16 protein-coding genes and 1 pseudogene are annotated in these 20,611 nt (G+C 38.2%); all 17 read right to left on the reverse strand.

Annotated elements, in window-relative coordinates; genetic code table 11:
- Positions 1-60: 60 nt before the first annotated feature.
- The 17 genes and pseudogenes from QJT81_08550 to QJT81_08630 all read right to left on the reverse strand — a co-directional run bounded on the left by QJT81_08550 (position 61) and on the right by QJT81_08630 (position 20,478).
- A complete protein-coding gene (locus tag QJT81_08550) occupies positions 61-1,236 on the reverse strand; it encodes a DegT/DnrJ/EryC1/StrS aminotransferase family protein (protein ID WGZ96010.1) in 1,176 nt (391 codons plus the stop codon).
- Between the two features lie 28 nt (positions 1,237-1,264).
- Positions 1,265-1,861, reverse strand: a complete 597-nt coding sequence (locus QJT81_08555) for an acetyltransferase (GenBank protein WGZ96011.1) — start codon at positions 1,859-1,861, stop codon at positions 1,265-1,267.
- A gap of 165 nt (positions 1,862-2,026) precedes the next feature.
- Positions 2,027-2,614, reverse strand: a complete 588-nt coding sequence (locus tag QJT81_08560) for a sugar transferase (protein WGZ96012.1) — start codon at positions 2,612-2,614, stop codon at positions 2,027-2,029.
- A 52-nt stretch (positions 2,615-2,666) separates the two neighbouring features.
- Positions 2,667-3,896 carry a glycosyltransferase family 4 protein gene (locus tag QJT81_08565; GenBank protein ID WGZ96013.1) on the reverse strand — a complete coding sequence of 410 codons (1,230 nt, stop codon included), beginning with the start codon at positions 3,894-3,896 and terminating at the stop codon, positions 2,667-2,669.
- On the reverse strand, positions 3,893-5,719 hold the full coding sequence (locus QJT81_08570) for a heparinase II/III-family protein (GenBank protein ID WGZ96014.1): 1,827 nt from the start codon (positions 5,717-5,719) through the stop codon (positions 3,893-3,895). The genes QJT81_08565 and QJT81_08570 overlap by 4 nt, the downstream gene beginning before the upstream one ends.
- Complete coding sequence (locus QJT81_08575) at positions 5,716-7,698, reverse strand: bi-domain-containing oxidoreductase (protein WGZ96015.1); 1,983 nt, start codon at positions 7,696-7,698, stop codon at positions 5,716-5,718. Before QJT81_08575 ends, QJT81_08570 begins: the two co-directional genes overlap by 4 nt.
- Before the next feature lie 282 nt (positions 7,699-7,980).
- Positions 7,981-10,518, reverse strand: a complete 2,538-nt coding sequence (locus QJT81_08580) for an SMP-30/gluconolactonase/LRE family protein (GenBank protein ID WGZ96016.1) — start codon at positions 10,516-10,518, stop codon at positions 7,981-7,983.
- A gap of 79 nt (positions 10,519-10,597) precedes the next feature.
- Entirely contained in the window at positions 10,598-11,479 is an 882-nt protein-coding gene (locus QJT81_08585) for a glycosyltransferase (GenBank protein ID WGZ96017.1), read from the reverse strand.
- A gap of 59 nt (positions 11,480-11,538) precedes the next feature.
- Positions 11,539-12,048 (reverse strand): hypothetical protein, encoded by a 510-nt coding sequence (locus tag QJT81_08590; GenBank protein WGZ96018.1) that lies wholly within the window; start codon positions 12,046-12,048, stop codon positions 11,539-11,541.
- A 199-nt stretch (positions 12,049-12,247) separates the two neighbouring features.
- Positions 12,248-13,296, reverse strand: a pseudogene (locus QJT81_08595) (IS630 family transposase).
- 86 nt (positions 13,297-13,382) lie between these two features.
- Positions 13,383-13,997, reverse strand: coding sequence for an FkbM family methyltransferase (locus QJT81_08600; GenBank protein ID WGZ96019.1), 615 nt, complete (start codon positions 13,995-13,997; stop codon positions 13,383-13,385).
- 180 nt (positions 13,998-14,177) lie between these two features.
- Positions 14,178-14,999 (reverse strand): sulfotransferase, encoded by an 822-nt coding sequence (locus QJT81_08605; protein WGZ96020.1) that lies wholly within the window; start codon positions 14,997-14,999, stop codon positions 14,178-14,180.
- Positions 14,996-16,234, reverse strand: a complete 1,239-nt coding sequence (locus QJT81_08610) for an oligosaccharide flippase family protein (protein ID WGZ96021.1) — start codon at positions 16,232-16,234, stop codon at positions 14,996-14,998. Before QJT81_08610 ends, QJT81_08605 begins: the two co-directional genes overlap by 4 nt.
- Complete coding sequence (locus QJT81_08615) at positions 16,221-17,495, reverse strand: hypothetical protein (protein WGZ96022.1); 1,275 nt, start codon at positions 17,493-17,495, stop codon at positions 16,221-16,223. The genes QJT81_08610 and QJT81_08615 overlap by 14 nt, the downstream gene beginning before the upstream one ends.
- Positions 17,492-18,310: a hypothetical protein gene (locus QJT81_08620; GenBank protein ID WGZ96023.1), complete on the reverse strand. Its 819-nt coding sequence runs from the start codon at positions 18,308-18,310 to the stop codon at positions 17,492-17,494. Before QJT81_08620 ends, QJT81_08615 begins: the two co-directional genes overlap by 4 nt.
- A gap of 1 nt (position 18,311) precedes the next feature.
- The gene (locus tag QJT81_08625) at positions 18,312-19,700 is read right to left on the reverse strand and encodes a hypothetical protein (GenBank protein ID WGZ96024.1); all 1,389 of its coding nucleotides are present in this window, start codon (positions 19,698-19,700) and stop codon (positions 18,312-18,314) included.
- 4 nt (positions 19,701-19,704) lie between these two features.
- A complete protein-coding gene (locus tag QJT81_08630) occupies positions 19,705-20,478 on the reverse strand; it encodes a sulfotransferase family 2 domain-containing protein (GenBank protein WGZ96025.1) in 774 nt (257 codons plus the stop codon).
- Positions 20,479-20,611: the final 133 nt, after the last annotated feature.

Here is a 20,611-nt window from a genome sequence, read left to right on the forward strand (position 1 = left end):
GTCACATTGAGTAAAAATTAATATATATACGTTAAGTTATTTTATGATTGTTTGTTGTTCTCATGTACTTGCAAGCCGCATGACTTCCGTTAGTGTTGTGCAAGTGTGTTGGATGTGGGGTTCATCAAGCGTGGGGTGAACAAGGAACATGAGGCTGGTTTCCCCTAGTTCTTTGGCGATAGGTAGACGTTCAGCAGGACGCCAGCCAGTATGCTCAAAAGCTTTTTCTAAATAAACTTCAGAGCAAGATCCAGAAAAACAAGGTACGCCGCGTTGGTTGATTTCCGCCATGATGCGGTCACGATTCCAGCCCAGTTTAAGTTGGTCTGGCTCAACAAAAACGTAGCATTTATAAGCGGCGTGACCGATGTGAGAGGGGAGGGATGGAACACGCAAACCCACTAGTTGCTGGGCTGTTTCCCAGATCGCAGTAGCATTGCGTTGACGTTGGACAGTCCAGTCTGTCATTCGAGTGAGTTGGATGCGCCCGATGACAGCTTGCATTTCCAACATCCGCCAGTTAGTCCCGAAGTTATCGTGTAACCAACGGAAACCGGGTGGATGTTGGTGCTCATAAACCGCCTTCCAACTTTTGCCGTGATCCTTGTAGCTCCACATGGTTGACCAAAGTTCGTGGTCATTGGTGGTAACCATGCCGCCTTCGCCACCAGTGGTCATGATTTTGTCTTGGCAGAATGACCATGCACTGATGTGTCCAATACTGCCAACCATTTTCCCTTTGTAGGTAGCACCGTGAGCCTGTGCACAGTCTTCGATAACGTAAAGGTTGTGTTGGGCGGCGAGTTGCATGATGGCATCCATTTCGCACGGCCAGCCTGCTAAGTGGACGCAGATAATGGCGCGGGTGCGTGGGGTGATCATCGGGGCAATGGTGGCAGCGGTGATGTTTTGGCTGTTGCGGTCAATGTCTGCAAACACAGGAGTAGCCCCAGCAGTGACAATGCAGGAGACAGAGGCTAGGAAGGTGCGGGAGGTGACGATGACCTCATCGCCTTGTCCGATGTTTAAAGCTTTTAAGGCAACATCGAGGGCGACGGTGCCGTTGGCGAGGGCAATAGCGTGTGATGTGCCGCACCATGTAGCAAATTCTTTTTCAAATTCGCGGCATTCGTTACCTGTCCAGTAGTTGACTTTGTTGGAAAGAAGGGTGCTGGAAACAGCGTCAGCTTCTTCTTGAGTAAAAGAAGGCCAAGGTGGGAGTTGGGTGTTTAGCATGGTGTTGATTTTGCTTGTTTGTGTAACGTTATTTAGGGCGTGCCGGGCAACCCACCACGGTGATGTTATCGGGTAGATTATGAGTGACGACTGCACCAGCACCGACGGTGACATGGTGACCGATAGTGAGGTAAGGCAGGATGGTTGCACCTGCACCAATCAGGCATTCCCTGCCGATGGTGACACCACCGCCGAGGGTGGCGGCGGGGGCGATGTGGCAGAAGTCGCCAATGACACAATCATGATCGACGATGGCATTATGGTTGATGATGCAGCCATCACCAAGCTGGGTATCTGGGCCGATAATTGTGCCAACGGTGATGAGGCTACCCAAGCCAATTTTTGCACCGGGGTAAATGGTTGCGCGGGGGTGAATGGCGGTTTCAGGTAAAATACCGACGCTACGCCATTCGCTTTGCAGGCGGCTACGGATGACATTGTTGCCAATCGCAAAATGGATAGAGTAAGGGTATAAATCCTGAATTTTTGACGGGGAAAGGATGGTAATACCACATAGCTCCCCACGCGCCTTGTCGTCAATGAAGTTCTGGATTTGTGCACCGCTGTGTGTCAGGGTGTGAAAGGCGACTTTGCCATGACCACCTGCTCCGTAGATGTAAATCATGGTGTGTCGGGCAACCGTTTTTGTAGGATGATAAAGTTGCGGTAGTCTTTGTTGCGTTTATGCATAGATGATGTCCTGCTGGATGGATGCCTTTGCTCCGAGTTTGGTAGTGTTTTCTATATTAGGATCAACGGTGGCACACTTGGTTGTCAGTATAACAGCCGCTTAACTGCCTGTGAATTTGGACATGGTGGCTTCGCCTTCAGCACTGATACCTTCACGTACGAATACTTTTTTGACGGTCAGGAGCAGGATTTTCAGGTCAAGCCAGAAGGATTGGTTATCGACATACCAAACATCAAGTTTAAATTTGGCTTCCCAGCTAATGGCATTGCGCCCGTTGATTTGCGCCCAGCCGGTAACGCCTGGACGAGCCTCGTGGCGACGGGCTTGTTCTAGGGTGTATCGGGGCAGGTATTCCATCAGTAATGGGCGCGGGCCAACTAAACTCATGTCGCCTTTGAGGACGTTCCATAGTTCTGGTAATTCGTCGAGGCTGGTAGTACGTAGGAAGCGACCAAAAGAGGTGAGGCGTACACTGTCAGGCTGCAGGTTTCCGTCAGCATCGCGGGCATCGGTCATGGTGCGGAACTTGACCATCTTGAACGGTTTGTCGTGTAAGCCAGGGCGAACCTGGGTGAAAAAGATTGGTGAGCCGAGTTTTATTCTTATTAATACCATTAACATTAGTAACAATGGGGATAAAAGTAGCAATGCTAGGAAAGCGACGGTGAAATCAGTGAAGTGTTTCATTGTGTTAACCATAAGCCTGTTGAACATCGACTCATTATATTAGTTATATTTATTAATTGCGGTGATGGACGTCACATTCTGCTAACCATGCTACAAACTGGTTGGCTAATTGATTACGGTCGAATTCAGCTTCCGCTAGTTTACGAGCATTGATACCCATCTGTTGAAGTTGGTGTCGGTTAGAAGCTGCTTGTTCCAAAGCATCGGCGAAGGCTTCTGGATTATTCGGTGGAACAGCAAAGCCACACTGATGTGTGGTAATCATTTCTGAGAGCCAACCGGGGTAGTTGTTAAGTACAGGTAAGCCAGCAGCAATATAATCAAAAAATTTGTTGGGGGATGTACCGTAATAAAACGCGGGGACATTCGCCAAAATTTGTAAGCCAATATCGGTGCTTGCCATGAGACCAGCAAGTTTCTGTTTATCGACAGGTGGGTGAAAAATAATGCTATCCAAACCTTCTTGCTGGGTACGTACCTGTAAGGCTGGTTTGAGTTTGCCTTGACCGATCATTACGAGTTTGATGTCGTTGCGCCCACGTTGCTTTAGAACAGCAGCCGCATCCAGTAGCGAATCCAGACCATTAGCCATGCCGTGTGTGCCAGTGAAAACTGCCATCAGGTCGGATGAGGCAACACCTTCTGGTCGCCAGGGTTGCGATTTATCGGCAAACAGGGGGAGATCGCAGCCGTTTGGGATCATCGCGATTTGTTCGCGTTTTACACCGCGTTTGGCGATACCATCAACAATCCCCGGTGAGAGACCAATCAAACGGTGTGCGGAACGGTAGGATGCCCATTCCAGCACGCCCATGAGCCAGAGAACAACAGGATTTTTGATCACCCCCATTTCACGTGGCAATTCAGGCCATAGGTCGCGAACTTCAAAAACAAAGGGTTTGCGGCGTAGCCAGCGAGCAAAGATACCGGGAATACCTGCGGTTAGTGGGGTTGTGGTGGCAAATAGCACATCGTAAGATTGTGTGAAAGCTAGTCTGATGCTTTTCATAGCAAAGCTTAGGAATAGCCAAGTGCGCTTGAGGAAGCTGTCATGATTAGAGTAGGCAAGGTTGAATTCGATGATACGAATGCCATCGACAACCCCCTCGCGCCGCCCACCTTCAAATGTATTGCTTAGCCCTGTATTGCCACCACCGTAGCTACCGCAAACCATGGTTACTTCATGCCCGTGTTCAAGAAGTTTACGTGCCATTGCATAAGAACGAATGCCTGTTGAGCCTTTGGGAGTTGAGAAGTGTTGGTGAAAATATAAAACTTTCATGAGTTGAAATGATATTCCGTGGTTAGTTCACCCGCTTGGTGTATTTCAACTTCCAGTACGGGCAAGGTTGTTTTTTGTAAGTAGTAGCGTGATTCCCAGCCTTGGGTGATTTCCATGCGAAGTATAGGGACAGAACTTCTTATGGTTATTCGATGATTACCATTGCTGATACCGGATTCATCTAAAACCCAAGTACTAGGTTGAAGTCGCCAGCGCAACACGGCTTTATGCGTGAAGCCTGAAACAGTATCTTTAATGCTGAGTGTATTGATTGATAATGTAACTGTGCGGTGATGAGCGGCTCCTTGGTAGTCACAATACCCCGCTGCTGTGCTGACGATGCCATGTTGTTCATGCACGGGAATAACATCGTTAGCTTTTAACCATTCGCCAAACAAGAAGCGGCTTAATCGTGGCATTTGGTCGCGGTCATCAAACTGGATGGTGTTATGGCTGGCTGTTCCGCCAAAGTATTGGGTGGTTTCATCACCTGCGTTGTAGCTGTATGTACCTGCATCGCGTAACAAGTTTTGCCCAGCTACCCATAAATCGACATGTAGTGCATCTGCTTGACTGGGGCGGAATCGAAAGCAAGGGAACCGTAGCAAGGCAAAGTGATTGCCCTGTCGCATTAAACTGTAACCACCATTGGCAAAATGAATGGATCGAGGTGGTTCTGTCAATGTTTGTGGTATTGGGATGCCTAACCAGTGTAAAGGAGTCTTCAAATCGCCTTTACTCGAATAAACCCAACGATGACAAAACAAGGCCATTGCCAACTGCACGGCGGGGCGGAAATCTCGGTAGTCAATGTCATTCAATGGTAATAGACGTGCGCCGTCATTTGCACCCAAGTTAGGGGCATCACCTGTTTCGGCTTGGGTCATTTGGTAAAGCCAGTTTGTTGCCCGTTGGAGTTGTTGGTAGAGTTGGGCAGAAAAGGTTGGCAGATTTAAGCATCTGCGCCAGTGTTCTGCCATGCTGTAGGTATCGAGCATGACACGGTGATAATTGACAGAGTACTGGCTGAAGCTACCATCAACTTCGATCAGGCGTTTGGCACGGTTTTCCAGCCACTTGATGCCTAACCGCTGCCATTTCTTGCCATCGCTATCACCTAAATAGTGTAACCAACTGCCACCAATAAACAAGGCGGCAGCTTCGGATGTGCCGTGATTGTTATCTTGGGCAATTGCATAGTGAATGGTTGGGGCAATGCGTTGCAGGTGTGCTTTGATGAGTGTTTGTAATGCTGGGCTGGCCTGCTGGTGTTGCTGCAAGAGTAGAGCAGCAAATGCGAGGTGCATGACGCGGATGGAAGTTTCTTGCCCGCATTTCCAATTAACCCCGTAGTAAGCTGGGTTGTGGGTACACCAGTCAGATAGCCAGTGGTTTAAGTTATCTAGTGCTGTTTCGTTACCTTGGAGGGCTTGTTGGGCAAAGTGTATAACCCAGTCAAAACGGGAGGCTTCCCAGACAGTTTTGATGTCGCCGAGTTTGGGATCGAAGTCGGGAATTTGCCACCAAGGTAGGTTCGCTTGCGCTGTTACGCTATTGAAGGAATTTTGATGCCAGTTTGGGGGGGCGCGGTGTTGGGTGGTGTGCCAGCCGAAGTAGGTGAGAGGATACTCTCCCCCATCCCCGACCCTTCCCCCGCGAGGGGTGAAGGGAGTGAAAAAGGTATCATCAATCGGTAACTGTGCCCGTATACGTCTGACTGGGTTGATGCCCAGTTTTACGCTTAAACGATAACCTAAAACCCGTGATAGGTTGGGAATGCCCAACGCCAGTATGGTGCGGGCTTTGCTGCGTTGTGAGTTCACTGATTGCGTAGTTGTTCAGTGGCTTCGATAGTGATGCGGGCGACTTCAAAAATCTCTGCTGCTGGAATCGGTGTAGCTTGACCGGATTCAATCGCATTGAGGAAAGCAGCGGCGCAGGCGTTTTGACCTTTATCCTGTTTCCAGAGATTCATCTTTTTGAAGTTTGACCAACCGTAGCCTTTGAGCTTGATGAAGTTGTCGAGTTGCAGCACTTTGCCAGCAGCAAAGGCTTCGATACGTTCTTTGGGGAAGCTGGCTGCACCGTTGGCAAGGTAGTTGATCGTGCCGAAAGAGCCATCAGCGAAGCCGAGGATGAATGCAGCTTTGTCTTCCGTAACGGCAACACCGGGGGCATCACCCATGCGGCGTGCTTGTACGGAAACGATTTCATGGCCCGCTAGATAGCGCATCAGGTCAATGTAGTGACAGGCTTCACCAATAATGCGCCCGCCACCGACTTGCAGGTCTTGTGTCCAGTGATCGGCGGGGATAGCACCTGCATTCATGGTCATCATGAAAGACTTGGGTTCGTTGATACTATCCAGTAGTTCTTTCATTTTCTGGATTTGTGGGGAGAAGCGGCGGTTGAAACCGACCATCAGGTGAAGTTTTCGCCCGGCTTGATGGGCTTCATGATAAGCCGTTTCTACTTCCTGAAGTTCTTCTAGGGTGATAGCTAGGGGTTTTTCGACAAAGGCGTGTTTGCCTGCTTTGAGGGTTTGGGCGACAAAGCGGGCGTGGGTGTTGTGGCGGGTGACAATCGCAACGGTATTGGTGTTGGTGTCTGCCAGCATGGCTTCGATGTCGGTGGAAGCTTCAGCAAAGCCTGCTTTTTCACCGTGGATGACACCGTTAACTCCGCCAGAGGTGACAATGCTGTTGAATTGTGCACCTGCTGCTTTGAAGGCGGGGATGAGCATACGTGAGGCGTAATTGCCTGCACCAATAAAGCTCATCACGGCTTTTTGGGGGTTAAAGCGGCTGTCGCTGTTGAGTTTGACTGTGCTTTGCAGACGGCTTTCAACCGGGCTTTCGTATTGAAGCAAGATACCCAAGGCTGATTTATCACTGGTCAGCAGGTCATAGGCAGCGGGGGAATTTTCAAACTTGAAGCGGTGGCTGATGAGTGGTTTAACGTTGAGTTGACCACTTGCCATCATGTCGAGGATGGCTTCAAAGTTGCGTTGTTCTGTCCAGCGAACATAGGCAAGAGGATAATCTTGTCCTTTGTCTTCGTAGTTGGGGTCATAGCGACCGGGGCCATAAGCGCAGGAGACTTGGAAGCTTAGCTCTTTGTCGTAGAAGTCGGCACGGCTGAGTTCTAGCCCTGTGACACCGACCAGAATAATGCGCCCGCGTTTGCGGGACATTCGCGCTGCTTGGGTGACAGGATCGTTGGATTTGGTGGAGGCGGTGATAATGACAGCATCGACACCTTTACCACGACTGAACGCCATACCCGCTGCGATGGGGTCTTCGCCATTGCCTGGGTTGCAAATGTCTGCGCCGAATTGTTTGGCGAGGTTGAGTTTGGCTGGGTCATAGTCGATGGCTAAGACGCGGCAACCGTGGGCGCGGAGCATTTGCACGGTTAGAAGCCCGATCAGACCAACCCCCGTGACCACGATACTTTCACCGATGGTGGGGGCGGCGAGGCGGATACCTTGTAAGCCGATGCTGGCTATGACGGTGAAAGCGGCTGATTCATCGTCTACATTGTCGGGGATTTTTGCGCACAGGTTTTTGGGGACGCGCACGATGTCAGCGTGGGAGCCGTTGGAGACTACGCGGTCTCCGGCTTTGAAGCCTTCGACGTTTTTACCAGCTTCAACGACTGTACCGACGTTGCAGTAGCCCAAGGGGATGGGTTGGGCTAATTTGGATTGTACTGCCTCAATCGTGGTGGCTAGACCATCAGTTTTGACTTTTTCCAGTACCATTTTTACTTTGTCTGGTTGCTGCCGTGCTTTGTCAAGCATAGAAGATTTTCCGAAGTCCACTAACATTCGCTCGGTACCGGCGGAGATCAGTGACACTGTTGTAGCAATGTTAATGGCATTAGCTGAAAGGGATGGGGCAGGGGAGAGGGTCACAGTTGTACCACCTTTTGCCATGTCTTGGAGAATTTGTTTCATAAATATAATATTAAGTTTAATGGGTAAGTTAGCTAAATAAAAGTATCTTGTAAAATAAGAAACGGGTAGATTTAAATCTACCCGTTTTTTATATCTCTGAATAATTACTCAGTTTTAACTTTATAACTAAGGAATTGTAACACTTAATGTATCTGAGTATTCAGAGTAATCAGCTTTGCGGACAGCTCTAACCCTATAATAGTAAGAATTGCCCGAAGTGAGAGAAGGCGGAATAATCACAAGAGATAATGTATTTCCAGTCCCTGATTTTGCTTTGCTTGAAAGAGTCTGAGCGACTGTATTGCATGTAGAGTCTAAGCAGCGCTCTATTTTAAACCCTGTTTCATCGCTACTATTATCCATCCAAGTTAATTGGATTTTTTGGTTGCTCATGAATGCTGCATCTAATAACGTTGGCTTTGCTGGAAGAGGTAACGTGGTTGCAGTTTCCACATTAGAATATGCTGAAGAATTGATATTGCTTCCCACTGCTTTCAGCGCTTGTACCCTATAACGATAAGTTGTATTCGGCGTTGCCGTCGGATCAGTAAAGGTTGCTAGTGATCCAACACCTGTTTTTGCAGTCACTGATTTTATGACGTTAAAGGTGCAATTTGTATCAAGACACCGTTCAATCATAAATTTTGTTTCGTTATCACTATTGTCTTGCCATTGTAAACTAATCCTACTACTGCTTACTACCGTCGCTGTCAATAAACTAGGAGCTGCTACTAAAGGAACAGTTATTGTCGTTGCATTAGAATATTCTGAGTAAATGGAAGATTTAATAGCTCTTATACGATAATGATAAGTCACACTGGTTTGTAATCCAGTATCGGTATAATTACTGATATCTTGATTTACGTCAGCAACTTTTGAAAAGTTGTCACAATCTTGTCCGGCACAGCGTTCAATCTCAATATTTGCTCCATTATTATTATTTTGCCATGTTAAAGTAACTTGAGTGCCGTTGGTAAGAGCTGCTGAAAGTTCACTAGGTGCAGTAGGTTTATAGGAGAAAACCTGAATTCTATGGTTATAAGTGTCAGCCACATAAAGAACATTGCCTGTATTGTTTACTTTAATATCAAAAGGGCTGTTAAATTGACCATTATCAGATCCAAGTGTCCCCCATTGACTTAAAAATTGTAATTCTTTACTAAACTTTTGTATTCTGTTATTTTCTGTATCTGCGATATAAATTATTCCATTTATATCGATGTCAATACCTCTTGGAGAGTTGAATAAACCATTATCAGATCCAAGCGTTCCCCATTTTGACAGAAAGCGACCTTCGCTATCAAATTTCTGCACTCTATTATTTCCTGTATCTACTACATAGATAAATCCTGTTGACTCATCTATTGCAATACCTTGAGGGTCTTTAAATCTTCCATTATTAGTTCCAGCACCACCAAACTTACTTAGAAATACACCATCTTTATCAAACTTTTGAATGCGATTATTATAAGTGTCTACAATAAAAATATTTCCACTTGAGTCAATTGCAAGAGCACGAGGTGAGTTAAATAGCCCATTTTCTTTACCTCTACTTCCCCATATAGTTATGGCATTTCCTTGGCTATCAAATTTTTGAACTCTATGGTTATATGTATCAACAACATAAGTATTACCTTCTTTATCTGAATCTACAGCATAAGGATAATTCAATTGATTATTAGAGCCAAATTGTGTTTGATTATTTGAAGTAGTATTAATTTTTTGAATGCGGTGATTATGAGAGTCAGCAACGTAAATAGAATTTTCATCAACAGGATTACTTATTCCATATGGAAAAACGAAATGCCCATTTTCTTTTGAACTAATAATATGTTCAATAAAATTACCTTGATTGCTTAATTTTTGAATTCGATGGTTATATGTATCAGCTATATATATATTGCCATAAGTATCTAGTGCTATCGTTTGTGGATAGGAAAATTCTTTATCATCGCTACCATTACTCCCCACGCTACTTAATAGATTTCCTTGGTTATTAAACTTTTGAATTCTATGATTGTTAGTATCGCTTACGTAAATATTACCTTCTGAGTCTAGAGCAATTCCCTTAGGTGTGTTTAATTGTTGGTCATTATTGCCAAGACTTCCCCATTTGATTAGAAAACTTCCTGAGCTATCAAATTTTTGAATTCTATGATTGCCTGTGTCTACAACGTAGATATTACCACTTAAATCTAGTGCAATACCTTGAGGTGAGCTTAATTGGCCATCACTATTACCATTTGAACCAAATGAGCTGAGGAAACTACCTTGAGGATCAAATTTTTGAACTCTATGATTATTAGTATCTGCCACATAAACATTACTATTTGAATCTACTGTGATAGCTCGTGGATAAACAAACTCTCCTTGTCCGTTACCGTGAGAACCCCATGAAATTAAGAAGTTACCTTGAGGATCAAATTTTTGAATTCTATGATTAGGTGAGTCAGCTACATAAATATTATTGGCTGCATCTAAAATAACCGAGTTAGGACGGGCAATGGAATACTTATTTCCAATAATGTAGTCAAAGTGCGGTAAGTTATTATCAGCATGTACACTTGAAATGAAAATAGTATTCATCAATATTGTTAATAATAAGAAAATCTTAAAATTCTCTATAAGTTGAAGAATCGTTGATTTACCTGTCTTTATGTTCATGCGGTATTTACCCCCAGTAAATTGATGTTTAAGAGTCGTAGCATAGATAATGCTATTGTTGGAGCCATTGGAATTTAAGTTAGGTGATGCTGCTCGGTATTTTTCCATATCTTGATCTCAATCCGTGATATAGCCCTATAATAATAAACTTAACTTTTTTTATTTTTTTGTCATCAAATAACAATATTTTTATAAATGTCAATAATAACATTATCCAAACTTTGGTTACAAGTTTGGGGAAATAAGTGAAATGGCGCGATGTAAACTTTATAGAATTTCTGTAATGATAGTAAAGACGAAATGCTGGGTGTGAATGTGATTCGATATTCTTCCCTAAAAACTTTATAATTTGTGAGTTTCCTAATGTGTGATTCATATCAATATAATTAAGAATGAAAACTTTGCTTTTATTCTTTCTGGCTCTTAAACAAAAGTCAAAATCCACCATGTCAATAAAAAAACGTTCATCAAATCCGTTTATTGAGTTAAACAATGATGCCGAAAATAAACAACCTGATGTTATTGTTGTCATTTTTTCGTAAAGTTCATTATCTTTTAAATCTTTTCTGTAATGTGATGGTCTAGCTAATGAGAATAAATTTTTTTCTTTTTGGGGGATATTAGAGTTGTTAGCTTCTTTCATTAATCGACAAATTGAATCTGTTTTTATTGTTGTATCATCATCGAATGTGATAAACCACATATATCCAGATTTTTCTGCTGCTCTAATGGCAACATTTAAACTTGCGGCAATACCAATATTAAAAATATTATGAATTAATATAATATTTTCATTATCAGAAAACGTTGATTCTAACCATTCTTTTTTATTATTGTCGCCACTGTCATTAATTATAAAAACTTTATTAACTTGGGGGGATATGATTTTAACATTGGTTACAATATTTCTATTGGGTGAAAATGTTGTAATAACAGCACATGTGTTTTCTATTTTAATCATAGCTTTATATAAAATTGAGTCAGAATATTTAATCCTGACTCAATTTTTAATGTAGATTATTAAACGCCAGTTTGAACGCCGATTTTAATCAATTGATCACCTCTTGTTCTGGTAGGAGCCAAGCAGTCAAGCATAACAGAATTATTGGAATCTGCAGCCTGAGGTGGCAAATTGATTGAAATTGTTTCAGGAGCACCTGTTCCTGTACTAATGTTAGTGCCACGTAGCATATCGCCGCCAGCAATTACTGCTCCGTTAGCATCAGTGGTACGCATTACACAATCCCATGTACCAGTACTCAGGCTGCTATCTTGTACCACGATGTTAGCAACGTTTGCTCCCGGTGTAGCAGCAATAGCAGTATCAAGTGGGCAAATAAAGCGTAAGCCTGTACTAAAACTGCCAGTATTGATATGACCGTAAGGGTGATATGCATAACCAGCCCCTTTTTTAACAGTTATTGTTGCATTTTCATACAAAGCACAGGTTGTACCTGGCAACATCTCTGCTTGTGCAACAGATACGTTAAGTGCAGCAAGAGCTGCGAGTGAGATGATAAGTTTCTTCATGATTTGATAACCCTATGGTTTATAAAGGATAGTAGGCGTGATACCGTAAACGTTTCAATAAGAACCACACCTAATAGGTATTATACATAATAAATTTAAATTATTCAATTAATTTTATGTTAAATGACTAATGATTTATGGCTTGAGTTTGATATGACACAATTTAAGTCGCTTCTTGCTCTTTTAGGAAACTTATACCTTACAGCGTCAAGACCTGAACATTTTTAAAGGTTTGAAAATTTGTTGTCATCAACTGGGTCAGTTCTTTCTTGTGATCGGTATCCAGCTTGTCGAGACAGTTGGTGATGGCCGCCTTGAAAGCGGGAAACTTATCATAGTATTTCGAGTACAAGCATTTTTTCTTGACGAACTTCCACAACCGTTCAATCAGATTGAGGTTGGGTGAATAGGTCGGTAAAAATAATAGTTCAATATTGAGCCTTTTCGCACAGGCAAACACGGCTTCACAGCGTTGATACTTGGCATTATCCAAGACCAAAGTGATCGGTATTTTGAGTGCTAACGCTGCAATTTTTTCCAATAATTCACACACGCTGTTAGCGTTGATATAGGAGTCGTTAGTGATCGTGATGAGTTGTAGCGTTATCGCATTGAGTGCGCCCAATACGTTGTAGCGTTGTCGACCACAGGGGGCTTTGATGAATACGCGGGAAAATGACCACAAAAACCCCAGAAACGGTGCTAACACGAAGTGGGCGGCATCGACAAAAAAAGGGCGCGTTTGCCCTCCTTAGCCTCCTGAATGCGCGGTTTTAGTTCATTTTCCAGGAACTTTTCTTGTGCTTCCACATCAGCTTTGGCGGGTATCATCCCCACTTTATGGATGTCCATCCCTATTTTCTTCATAAAGACACGTACCCTGTCCTCACTGCGTTTGATGCCTGTCAGCTCCTCAATCTTAGCGGCTGCCGCCTTGCTGGTTGCGGGGGGATATTCACGAAAATAGGCTTCAATCTTGTCTTTATATGCCATCAAATCACTCTGTGGTTTATTGAATCGTATTTCTTTAAGAGCTTCTAAACCGTTAGGTTGTAGGTAGGCGTTTAGGTAGGCAAGCAGCGTGGCTTCTGTAATCCTTTCCAATCGTTTGATTTCCTTATGCGTCAACTGTTGGGATTTCAGGTACAGCACGGACATTTTCTTACGGACTCTGGGATGAGGATGGCGCTCCTTCCAGTAGAACAGCTCCGCTATCTCATCCTCAGTGAAAGTGATTTTTAATGTCATACATTACTCATGGCTGCTTTTGTTACCAGTCATCTAACCATATTTCCCTGATCAAAAAAACTATTTTATGGCACGGACTGGTATACCTACAAAATGGACGAATGAATTGCCACTCTATCCATATAATTTCCTGACTTATTTAATCCAGATAGAAATATATGATAGCCAAGGTTTGACAATTTTTCTTCGCAGGTATTATTTGTATGTGTATTTTTTTCCCAAAAAAATACTTTTGGTATTAAATTAGACTGATCAGTATGAAGAATAGATTCAATAATTATTTCATCGTATCCTTCAGCGTCTATTTTGATGAAATCAACTTCTTTAAGATTTTGTATGCTACATAATTCATTATATGATATACAATTAACATTTATTTTTATTTTATTATTGTGTTTTAAAATAGAGCGTATTTTCCCAATAAGTGATTGAGGTCTTTTAAAAAAAGAAGAGTTTTTCCCTTCTTTTCCTGAAATTTCCAGTTCCCTTGTTTCTGTTCTTTCAGTAATTGCATTGTTAACAAATGCTATTTGATTCTTATGTTGAGAGTAATTTTTTTTTAGCTCAGTAAAAACACTTGGTATGGGTTCAACTAGAACTGCTTGCCAATATGGATTAGTAAGTAAAAAATCAAAAATAAAATCTTTGCCACTTTCTTTTGAATATTCATATTTACCATCATTTGCACCTATTTGAATCATTATAGGATTTTTTTATTAATATTTTTTAAATATAGGTTAATTAAATCAGGTTCTTCTAAGATTTTCATTTTTAACTCCGTGATAGATTGTAAAAAAACCAATAATGAGAATATCGTTTTTAATTTAAAATTGATTGAATTTTTGTTTTCTAGATGAAGAAATATATTTTGAACTGAAGTTCTAATAATAGGTTGTTTTTTCCCCCATAAGTTTTTCTATTTGCTTGATTTCTTCTTCTAGAACAGATTTTATCTGCATTCTTTGATCTTCTGATATTGAAAACGCTGGGGGTTTATTTTCTTTTGGCTTTAGAAATAATGAGCCAAATTTTAAAATTATTTTGTATTGTGCGGGACTGATTTTTTTTCTAATTGTACGTAAAGCCTGAAATAATAAATCATATTTTTTTGAAAATTTTATTTTATTTTTTGAGTTGTTTGAGTGAATATTAATGTAGTCTTTATTGAATTTAGAGTGATCAATGTTTAAAAACTTGGAAACTTCCTTTACTGTATTTTCTTTGTCATTAATTAAATCTTCAAATTTTAAAATTAATATATTATCACGTCCAAATTTTTCCACATAAGGCTTTATTTGTGAGTAATATTTAGTTATTTCAATGAGCGGTAAATAATTATTGAGTGCCGTGTTAAAAGAATAATCAATATAACCTCGCTCGTAAAAATGTTTGTAACTTGATGCAATCCGATCTATTGGGTTTCTTATTATATAAATGAATTTCATTGATGGGTTGTGTTCGTACATTAACTCTATGGCTTTGCCAGACAAATCTGTGGAAAAGGTGTATTTGGTTGAAGCTTCAAAAAAACAACTTTCTTGTTGTTTAGTGTCAAAATATTTTCCAAGGCTAATATTTTTTTTTAAAAAAATATCTGGCTCTTTAGGCTTTGATCCAATTAAATGAGGGTGGCTAGATAATATATCAAATAAAGTAGTAGTCCCAGATTTTTGTGAACCAACAATAATAAAGTTGATTTTCATAGTTTTAAAACCAATTGAAATGATCTTGTGATCATGAAAATGTAAGGTAAAGAAGCAATAATGGCATAGGCTTTTACCGTATTTACCAAGTCAAAGTTAAGGTATACCATTAATAGAATAATAAATGTTTTTATTGTTATGCTGAAAATCTCAAGCATTAATAAAAAGAATTGGTCTTTTTTCAATACCAAAACTCTTGCTGAAACAGGAGAGATAAACACAAAAAATAAATAAATAGAAAGTGAAGCTGCAATTTCTCCAGAAGTACTCCAGTTTGAACCAAATATAAAAGAAAATATGTCTGTACTGAAAAAATAAAATATAGAAAATATAGGAGAGCTAATGATGGCTAAGTTAGATGTGAATTTAAATATGATTTTTTTTAAATTCTTATTATTATTAATGTTTAATGCTATTATTGGTGTTGTTGCTTTATTAACAGATGCTGAAATTAAAGTAATGGGCATTTTTAATGCTCTTTCGGCTAAAGTAAAATAACCAATACTGGTTAAACCAAAAAAGTAAGTTAGTAAAATACTAGGCACTCCTTGAGATGATGCATTAAGTAATAATTGTGGTGTGCCGTATTTTATAAATTCAGGATTTTTCTTAATAATAGCCACTGACTTTAATAGTTGATTTTTTTTTAGGTTAATGTCTATTTGTATTTCTTTTTTTGAAAATAAGAAATACATTAATGTTAATGCTATTTGTCCAAACAAGGCTGATATTATTAAGTTTTCATCATGGTAAAAAAATAAACCTAATAATATATTAATAGAGCCTATCAATATAGCTTGAAGAAAAATGGGAAAAGCTAATGTCTTGAATTTGTGTTTTCTAATTAGCCATTGTTCATAACCTTTGGAATTAGCTAAAAAAAATGTATAAAAAACGACAAAAAAACCAATCATCACATGAGTATTATTAATATATTCAAATATTGATAATACAACTAAAATAAATATTGCTACAATTGATGAAAATATTGAAAATAAATTAATTATTTTAGTTATGTCAATTGCCGTGCGATCAAGTGTGGGCAGATTTACTGCATTCTGATAAGTTAAAGTAAATAACGGCAATAATATAATTGATGCGACATTGAATATATTCAAAACTCCAAAAGCATCGGGTGTATATATTCTGGTTAATACTGGCATTATTGAAATTGACAATATTTGCGCAGCTAACGTACCTCCGCCAATAATAAGAACATTTTTAATTGTTTGCATGTTTTTCTACAATATAAAGAAATTTTCTTTTTATTTCATCTGGATGATAAGTTCTAGGAACTAATGCACTATCTTGTAAACTAGACAGCTCTTTAATTTTTTCAATAGTCTTATTAATATTTGGTGATTCTATCTCATTAACAAATAACTGAGGTATTTCTTTTTCAAAAGAAAATAAAATGCTTTCTTTGGGAGATGTGGCAAATATTGGGCATTTTAATGTTATATACTCAAATAATTTGCTGGGTATATTTGATATACTCATTGATGTCAGTAATAAAACATTTGACTGAGAAAGAAGATGGAAAAGCTCTTCTCTTTCTACTTCATCTTTTAATGTTATAGTTATATTTTTTAAATTGTTGTTTTGTAACTTAATTGTGTCTATTTCTTCTAAATCTTCTTTTGTTAAACGTCCAATTATTTGAATAGTAAAGTGATAATTCGGTAATTGGTAACCAGCTGAAATAATAGGAGAAATAAAATGATGTGCTCTCTGAGTACTTCGTGAACCTCTTATACGACCAGCATAAGTCATTATTATATTTTGGGACGGGTTTTTTTGTTTATTGCTATGTAGTTTATTTAGTAGTTCTTCTTCAATAACTGGATAGCCGTTCGTAATAACGTAAGATTTATTTTCTATGTTTTTATAACGATTAATCAGTAAACTCAACCACTTTGAACTGGATGTTAAAATTATTGCTGAGTTCTTCACAACTAACGCTTCTAGTTTTTTTTCTATCCAATATCTGATGCCTTTAGAATGTAATGAATCTTTCAGTGATTCATCTAACCAACCATCACGCATATCAATAATATGTTTCTTTTTATATTTTTTTGATAAATACATCCCTAGTATATGCAATGATTCTGGAGGACTAGATGTTAAAATAAAATCACTATTTTTGATTTCTTCTTGAACCGCTGAGTCAAAAGCTACACTCCAATTCCATAGTATAATAGGATCTGGAATTAAAAGATTGTTAACAATATATTTTCTTAATGTGTTTTCTTTTCTATGTGGAGAAAAGCTCAAATTGTTTTCTTTTTTTTGTTTTCTCCATGTATACAAATTAAATCGATCAAATACTTCAATTTGTTTTCCCCATGGCTTTTCTAAAATGGTATTTTTTTTCCCAGATGTAATCATGGTAATATAAATGTTATTTTCTAAACACCAGTCAATGTATCTTTTTATTCGATAGTTACCAACATGTCCAGTTGCTTCCCAAAAAGGAGCAATAATTACAATATTCATTTATAAAATTTCTCATATATTAACTTGTTTGACGTAAGCATGAATTTGCTTTTTTTATATAATGATACTAATTTTGATGTTGAATGATTATGATGGATAATTGTGTACTTTGTATTACAAACACTTTTAAGATTATGGCGATATAATTGTTCCCCTATATAAAGTTCTTCACTATATAGAAAGGGAGCATCATGAATTATCCCACCTTTATCAAAGAAAGCTTTACTTAAAAAGAAAAATGAACCATGGGATGTATATATTAAATATTCTTTTTTTTCTTTGGGATCTTTTTTTATAGATAACTTATCTTTTATGTGGCTAAGATAAATATATAGTCCGCCAATCCAATGAAATGAGTGAATAAGAATTTGTTTTAAAAGAAATGCTTGACTAGGTCTGTTTTTTAAATGTGGATTTTGTGCAGTACCTGTTTGTGTTTTTATTAAAGAAGATACTTGTCCAATATTTTCAATATTAGTATCAAGTATATCTAAAATGTTTTTGTCTAATGTAAGATCTGTATTAGATACACATACCCATGATGGATTTTTGTTATAAGATTTTCTGTAAAAGTCAAGTCCATAACTACAACCATTTAAATAGCCTAAATTATTTTTAGGATTTAAAAGCGTCACTCGATAAAAACTGTTTATGATTTCATGTTCTTTAAATGTTCCGATATTATCTGTTATAACAATATCTATGTCATATTTTGTATTATTTAATGCGTCAATTTGTGTAATGTAGTTATTTACTTCATTTATATTGTTAAATCCTATTATTAGAAAAACGATGTTGGGTTTTTTTTGATGCATTTTAATATTTCCTAGAAAGCTTTTCTGTTTCTTTTGCAGCTAAATACATAATAAATAAAGTTATTGTAACTGATGAAGCTAAATATGGATTAAAAAATGAGGCTATACCTAGTGATAGTAATGTGAGTGCTATACTTAATTCTAATATTGTTACACTTGAATGTAATTTATTATTAATTTTAATTCTATAGCTTATGATTCTATATGCTAAGAAGAAAAATGGTAAAGTTACAATAAATAGTCCTACTATACCTGTTCTGTAAAGAACCATGGCATATTGAACTTCTGCTGATAAACCAGAACCTCTATAATATCCTTCTAACGGAATTCCTACTCCTTTCCCTAAAAACGGAGCCTCAATCCATGCATCTAACATTGCTTTTGTTTGAATAACTCTGGCTTCTTTTACATAATCTTCAAGAGTTGATGAGCTTTGTAATTCTATTAATTTATTTTCAGCTAATGGATTTTGCAGTAAAAAATATGAGCCAATTATAAATACCATAAGAATTGCAGGTGCTGTTTTTATTAAGGGAATAAGCTGTTTAGTGCTTTTTGCTTGTCCTGCAATAAATAACATTGCACTGATAAATATCGAAAGTATTGGTCCTCTTAAGAAATTCAATATTATTGGTAATAAGTTTACTATGACTAATAATATGGATATGGTTTTTGACTTTGAGCTTTTATTATAGATTAATAACAAACCGTAAAATAAGCCTATAAAGCCATAGAGTATAGATTCATAGCTTAATCTGATATAATTAATTTTTTTATCCATATCTCTTCCTAGATAAACCCAGTTGTCAACTATTAAGATTCTGATTTCATCTGAACTAATATGAGCAAAAATAAATACTGAACTAAGAAGTAATACGGCTGTTAGTATCCAAGCTTTAATAAAAGGAAAATATCTGCTAAATAAATAATAAAGTGGATAAAATCCTAATAAACCAAAAAATCTTAATATATCTGATAATGCATTGGAAATTTCAGCACCATTATATAATACTCCCCAGAAAAATAATAAACCAGGAAAAACAATGCTATAAAAAATTATAATTTTGTGTGTTTTGGGAGATATTTCTTGTAATGATTGCCTGAATTTACGATTCAATAAAAATGTTGATATTATGAAGAGTAATAATAATCCTCTTCCTGGTAGAAAACCAATTTTTAACCAAGCACCAGACATTCCAAATATTAATTCATTTAACCATATTATAATTAAAGAAATTGATAGGTTTCTGGTGAAAATATATGTTGTTATAAGGGGTAATAGTATTACTGATAGTAATACTATTAGTGGATTTGTCGGCGCAACTGTTAAACCAAAAACTGTTGAAAACCCTGATAGTAAAGCAACATATATTCCTTTATTTCTATTCATTTTATTAATTGCTTTTTGCGATTTTTGTAAGTGGTTTATATATTATATTTCGTGTAAGTATATTAGCATAGTTATTGATTTGCTTATTGTGATGCTTGTTATTGTTTTTATTAAATACGGTTGAATTTTTTTCATTTAATATGATCTCTTTGTATTTATTATAAATTATAATGTCTTCTTGGTTGTTTTCTTTAATTATACTGATTAATTTTTTACTGTTCATTATTTCTTTTTTTATTGTGTTGTCATAAGCTGTATTTCTGTTGGCATTTATTTGGGTTAATATTTTTTCTCCGCTTAGCTTATTTAGCATTTCCATACAAAATTTAAAATCTTCTGTAATTCCAACAAAAAACATTTTTTTCTCAAGTGTTTCTAGAGCCTCTTTCGATTCTTTGTTTTCAGAGAAAAATCCAGTTTGTAAGTTTTGCATATCTGGCGATTTAATCCATTCTTCAAGAGGTATTGTGTCACCAGTGCGTTGTCTATGGTATTGATAATGAGATATACAACGATCAATAGGGTTTCGCAAAAAAGTATAATATTTGATATTAGGAATGCTGGAAGCTAAATCTGATAATGGACTTAATTCATGCGAAGCTATGCTTTTGATGTTAAATGGCCATAGTTTTTTAGTTAGTTTGAAGTCATCACTGGAAAAAAACGTATTCTTCATATTCAAACGTTTTACATCACAGTGATGAATGCCGAAACTACTTCTTAGTATGAGATTAGTCGACGAACCCGCTGTTTTTGGAATGTGAACGAAAGCAAGCATCTTTTCTCCATTTAAGTACTTATGCAAAAGTTTTTCGGAAAAACCACCCCTTACAAATCAATCGGTTACGATTGCAAAGTTCCGAGTAACTTATGCCTAAGTACTTATATATTTATAACTGGTTAAATAAAAA

The organism is Candidatus Thiothrix putei (assembly GCA_029972225.1).
GTDB lineage: Bacteria > Pseudomonadota > Gammaproteobacteria > Thiotrichales > Thiotrichaceae > Thiothrix > Thiothrix putei.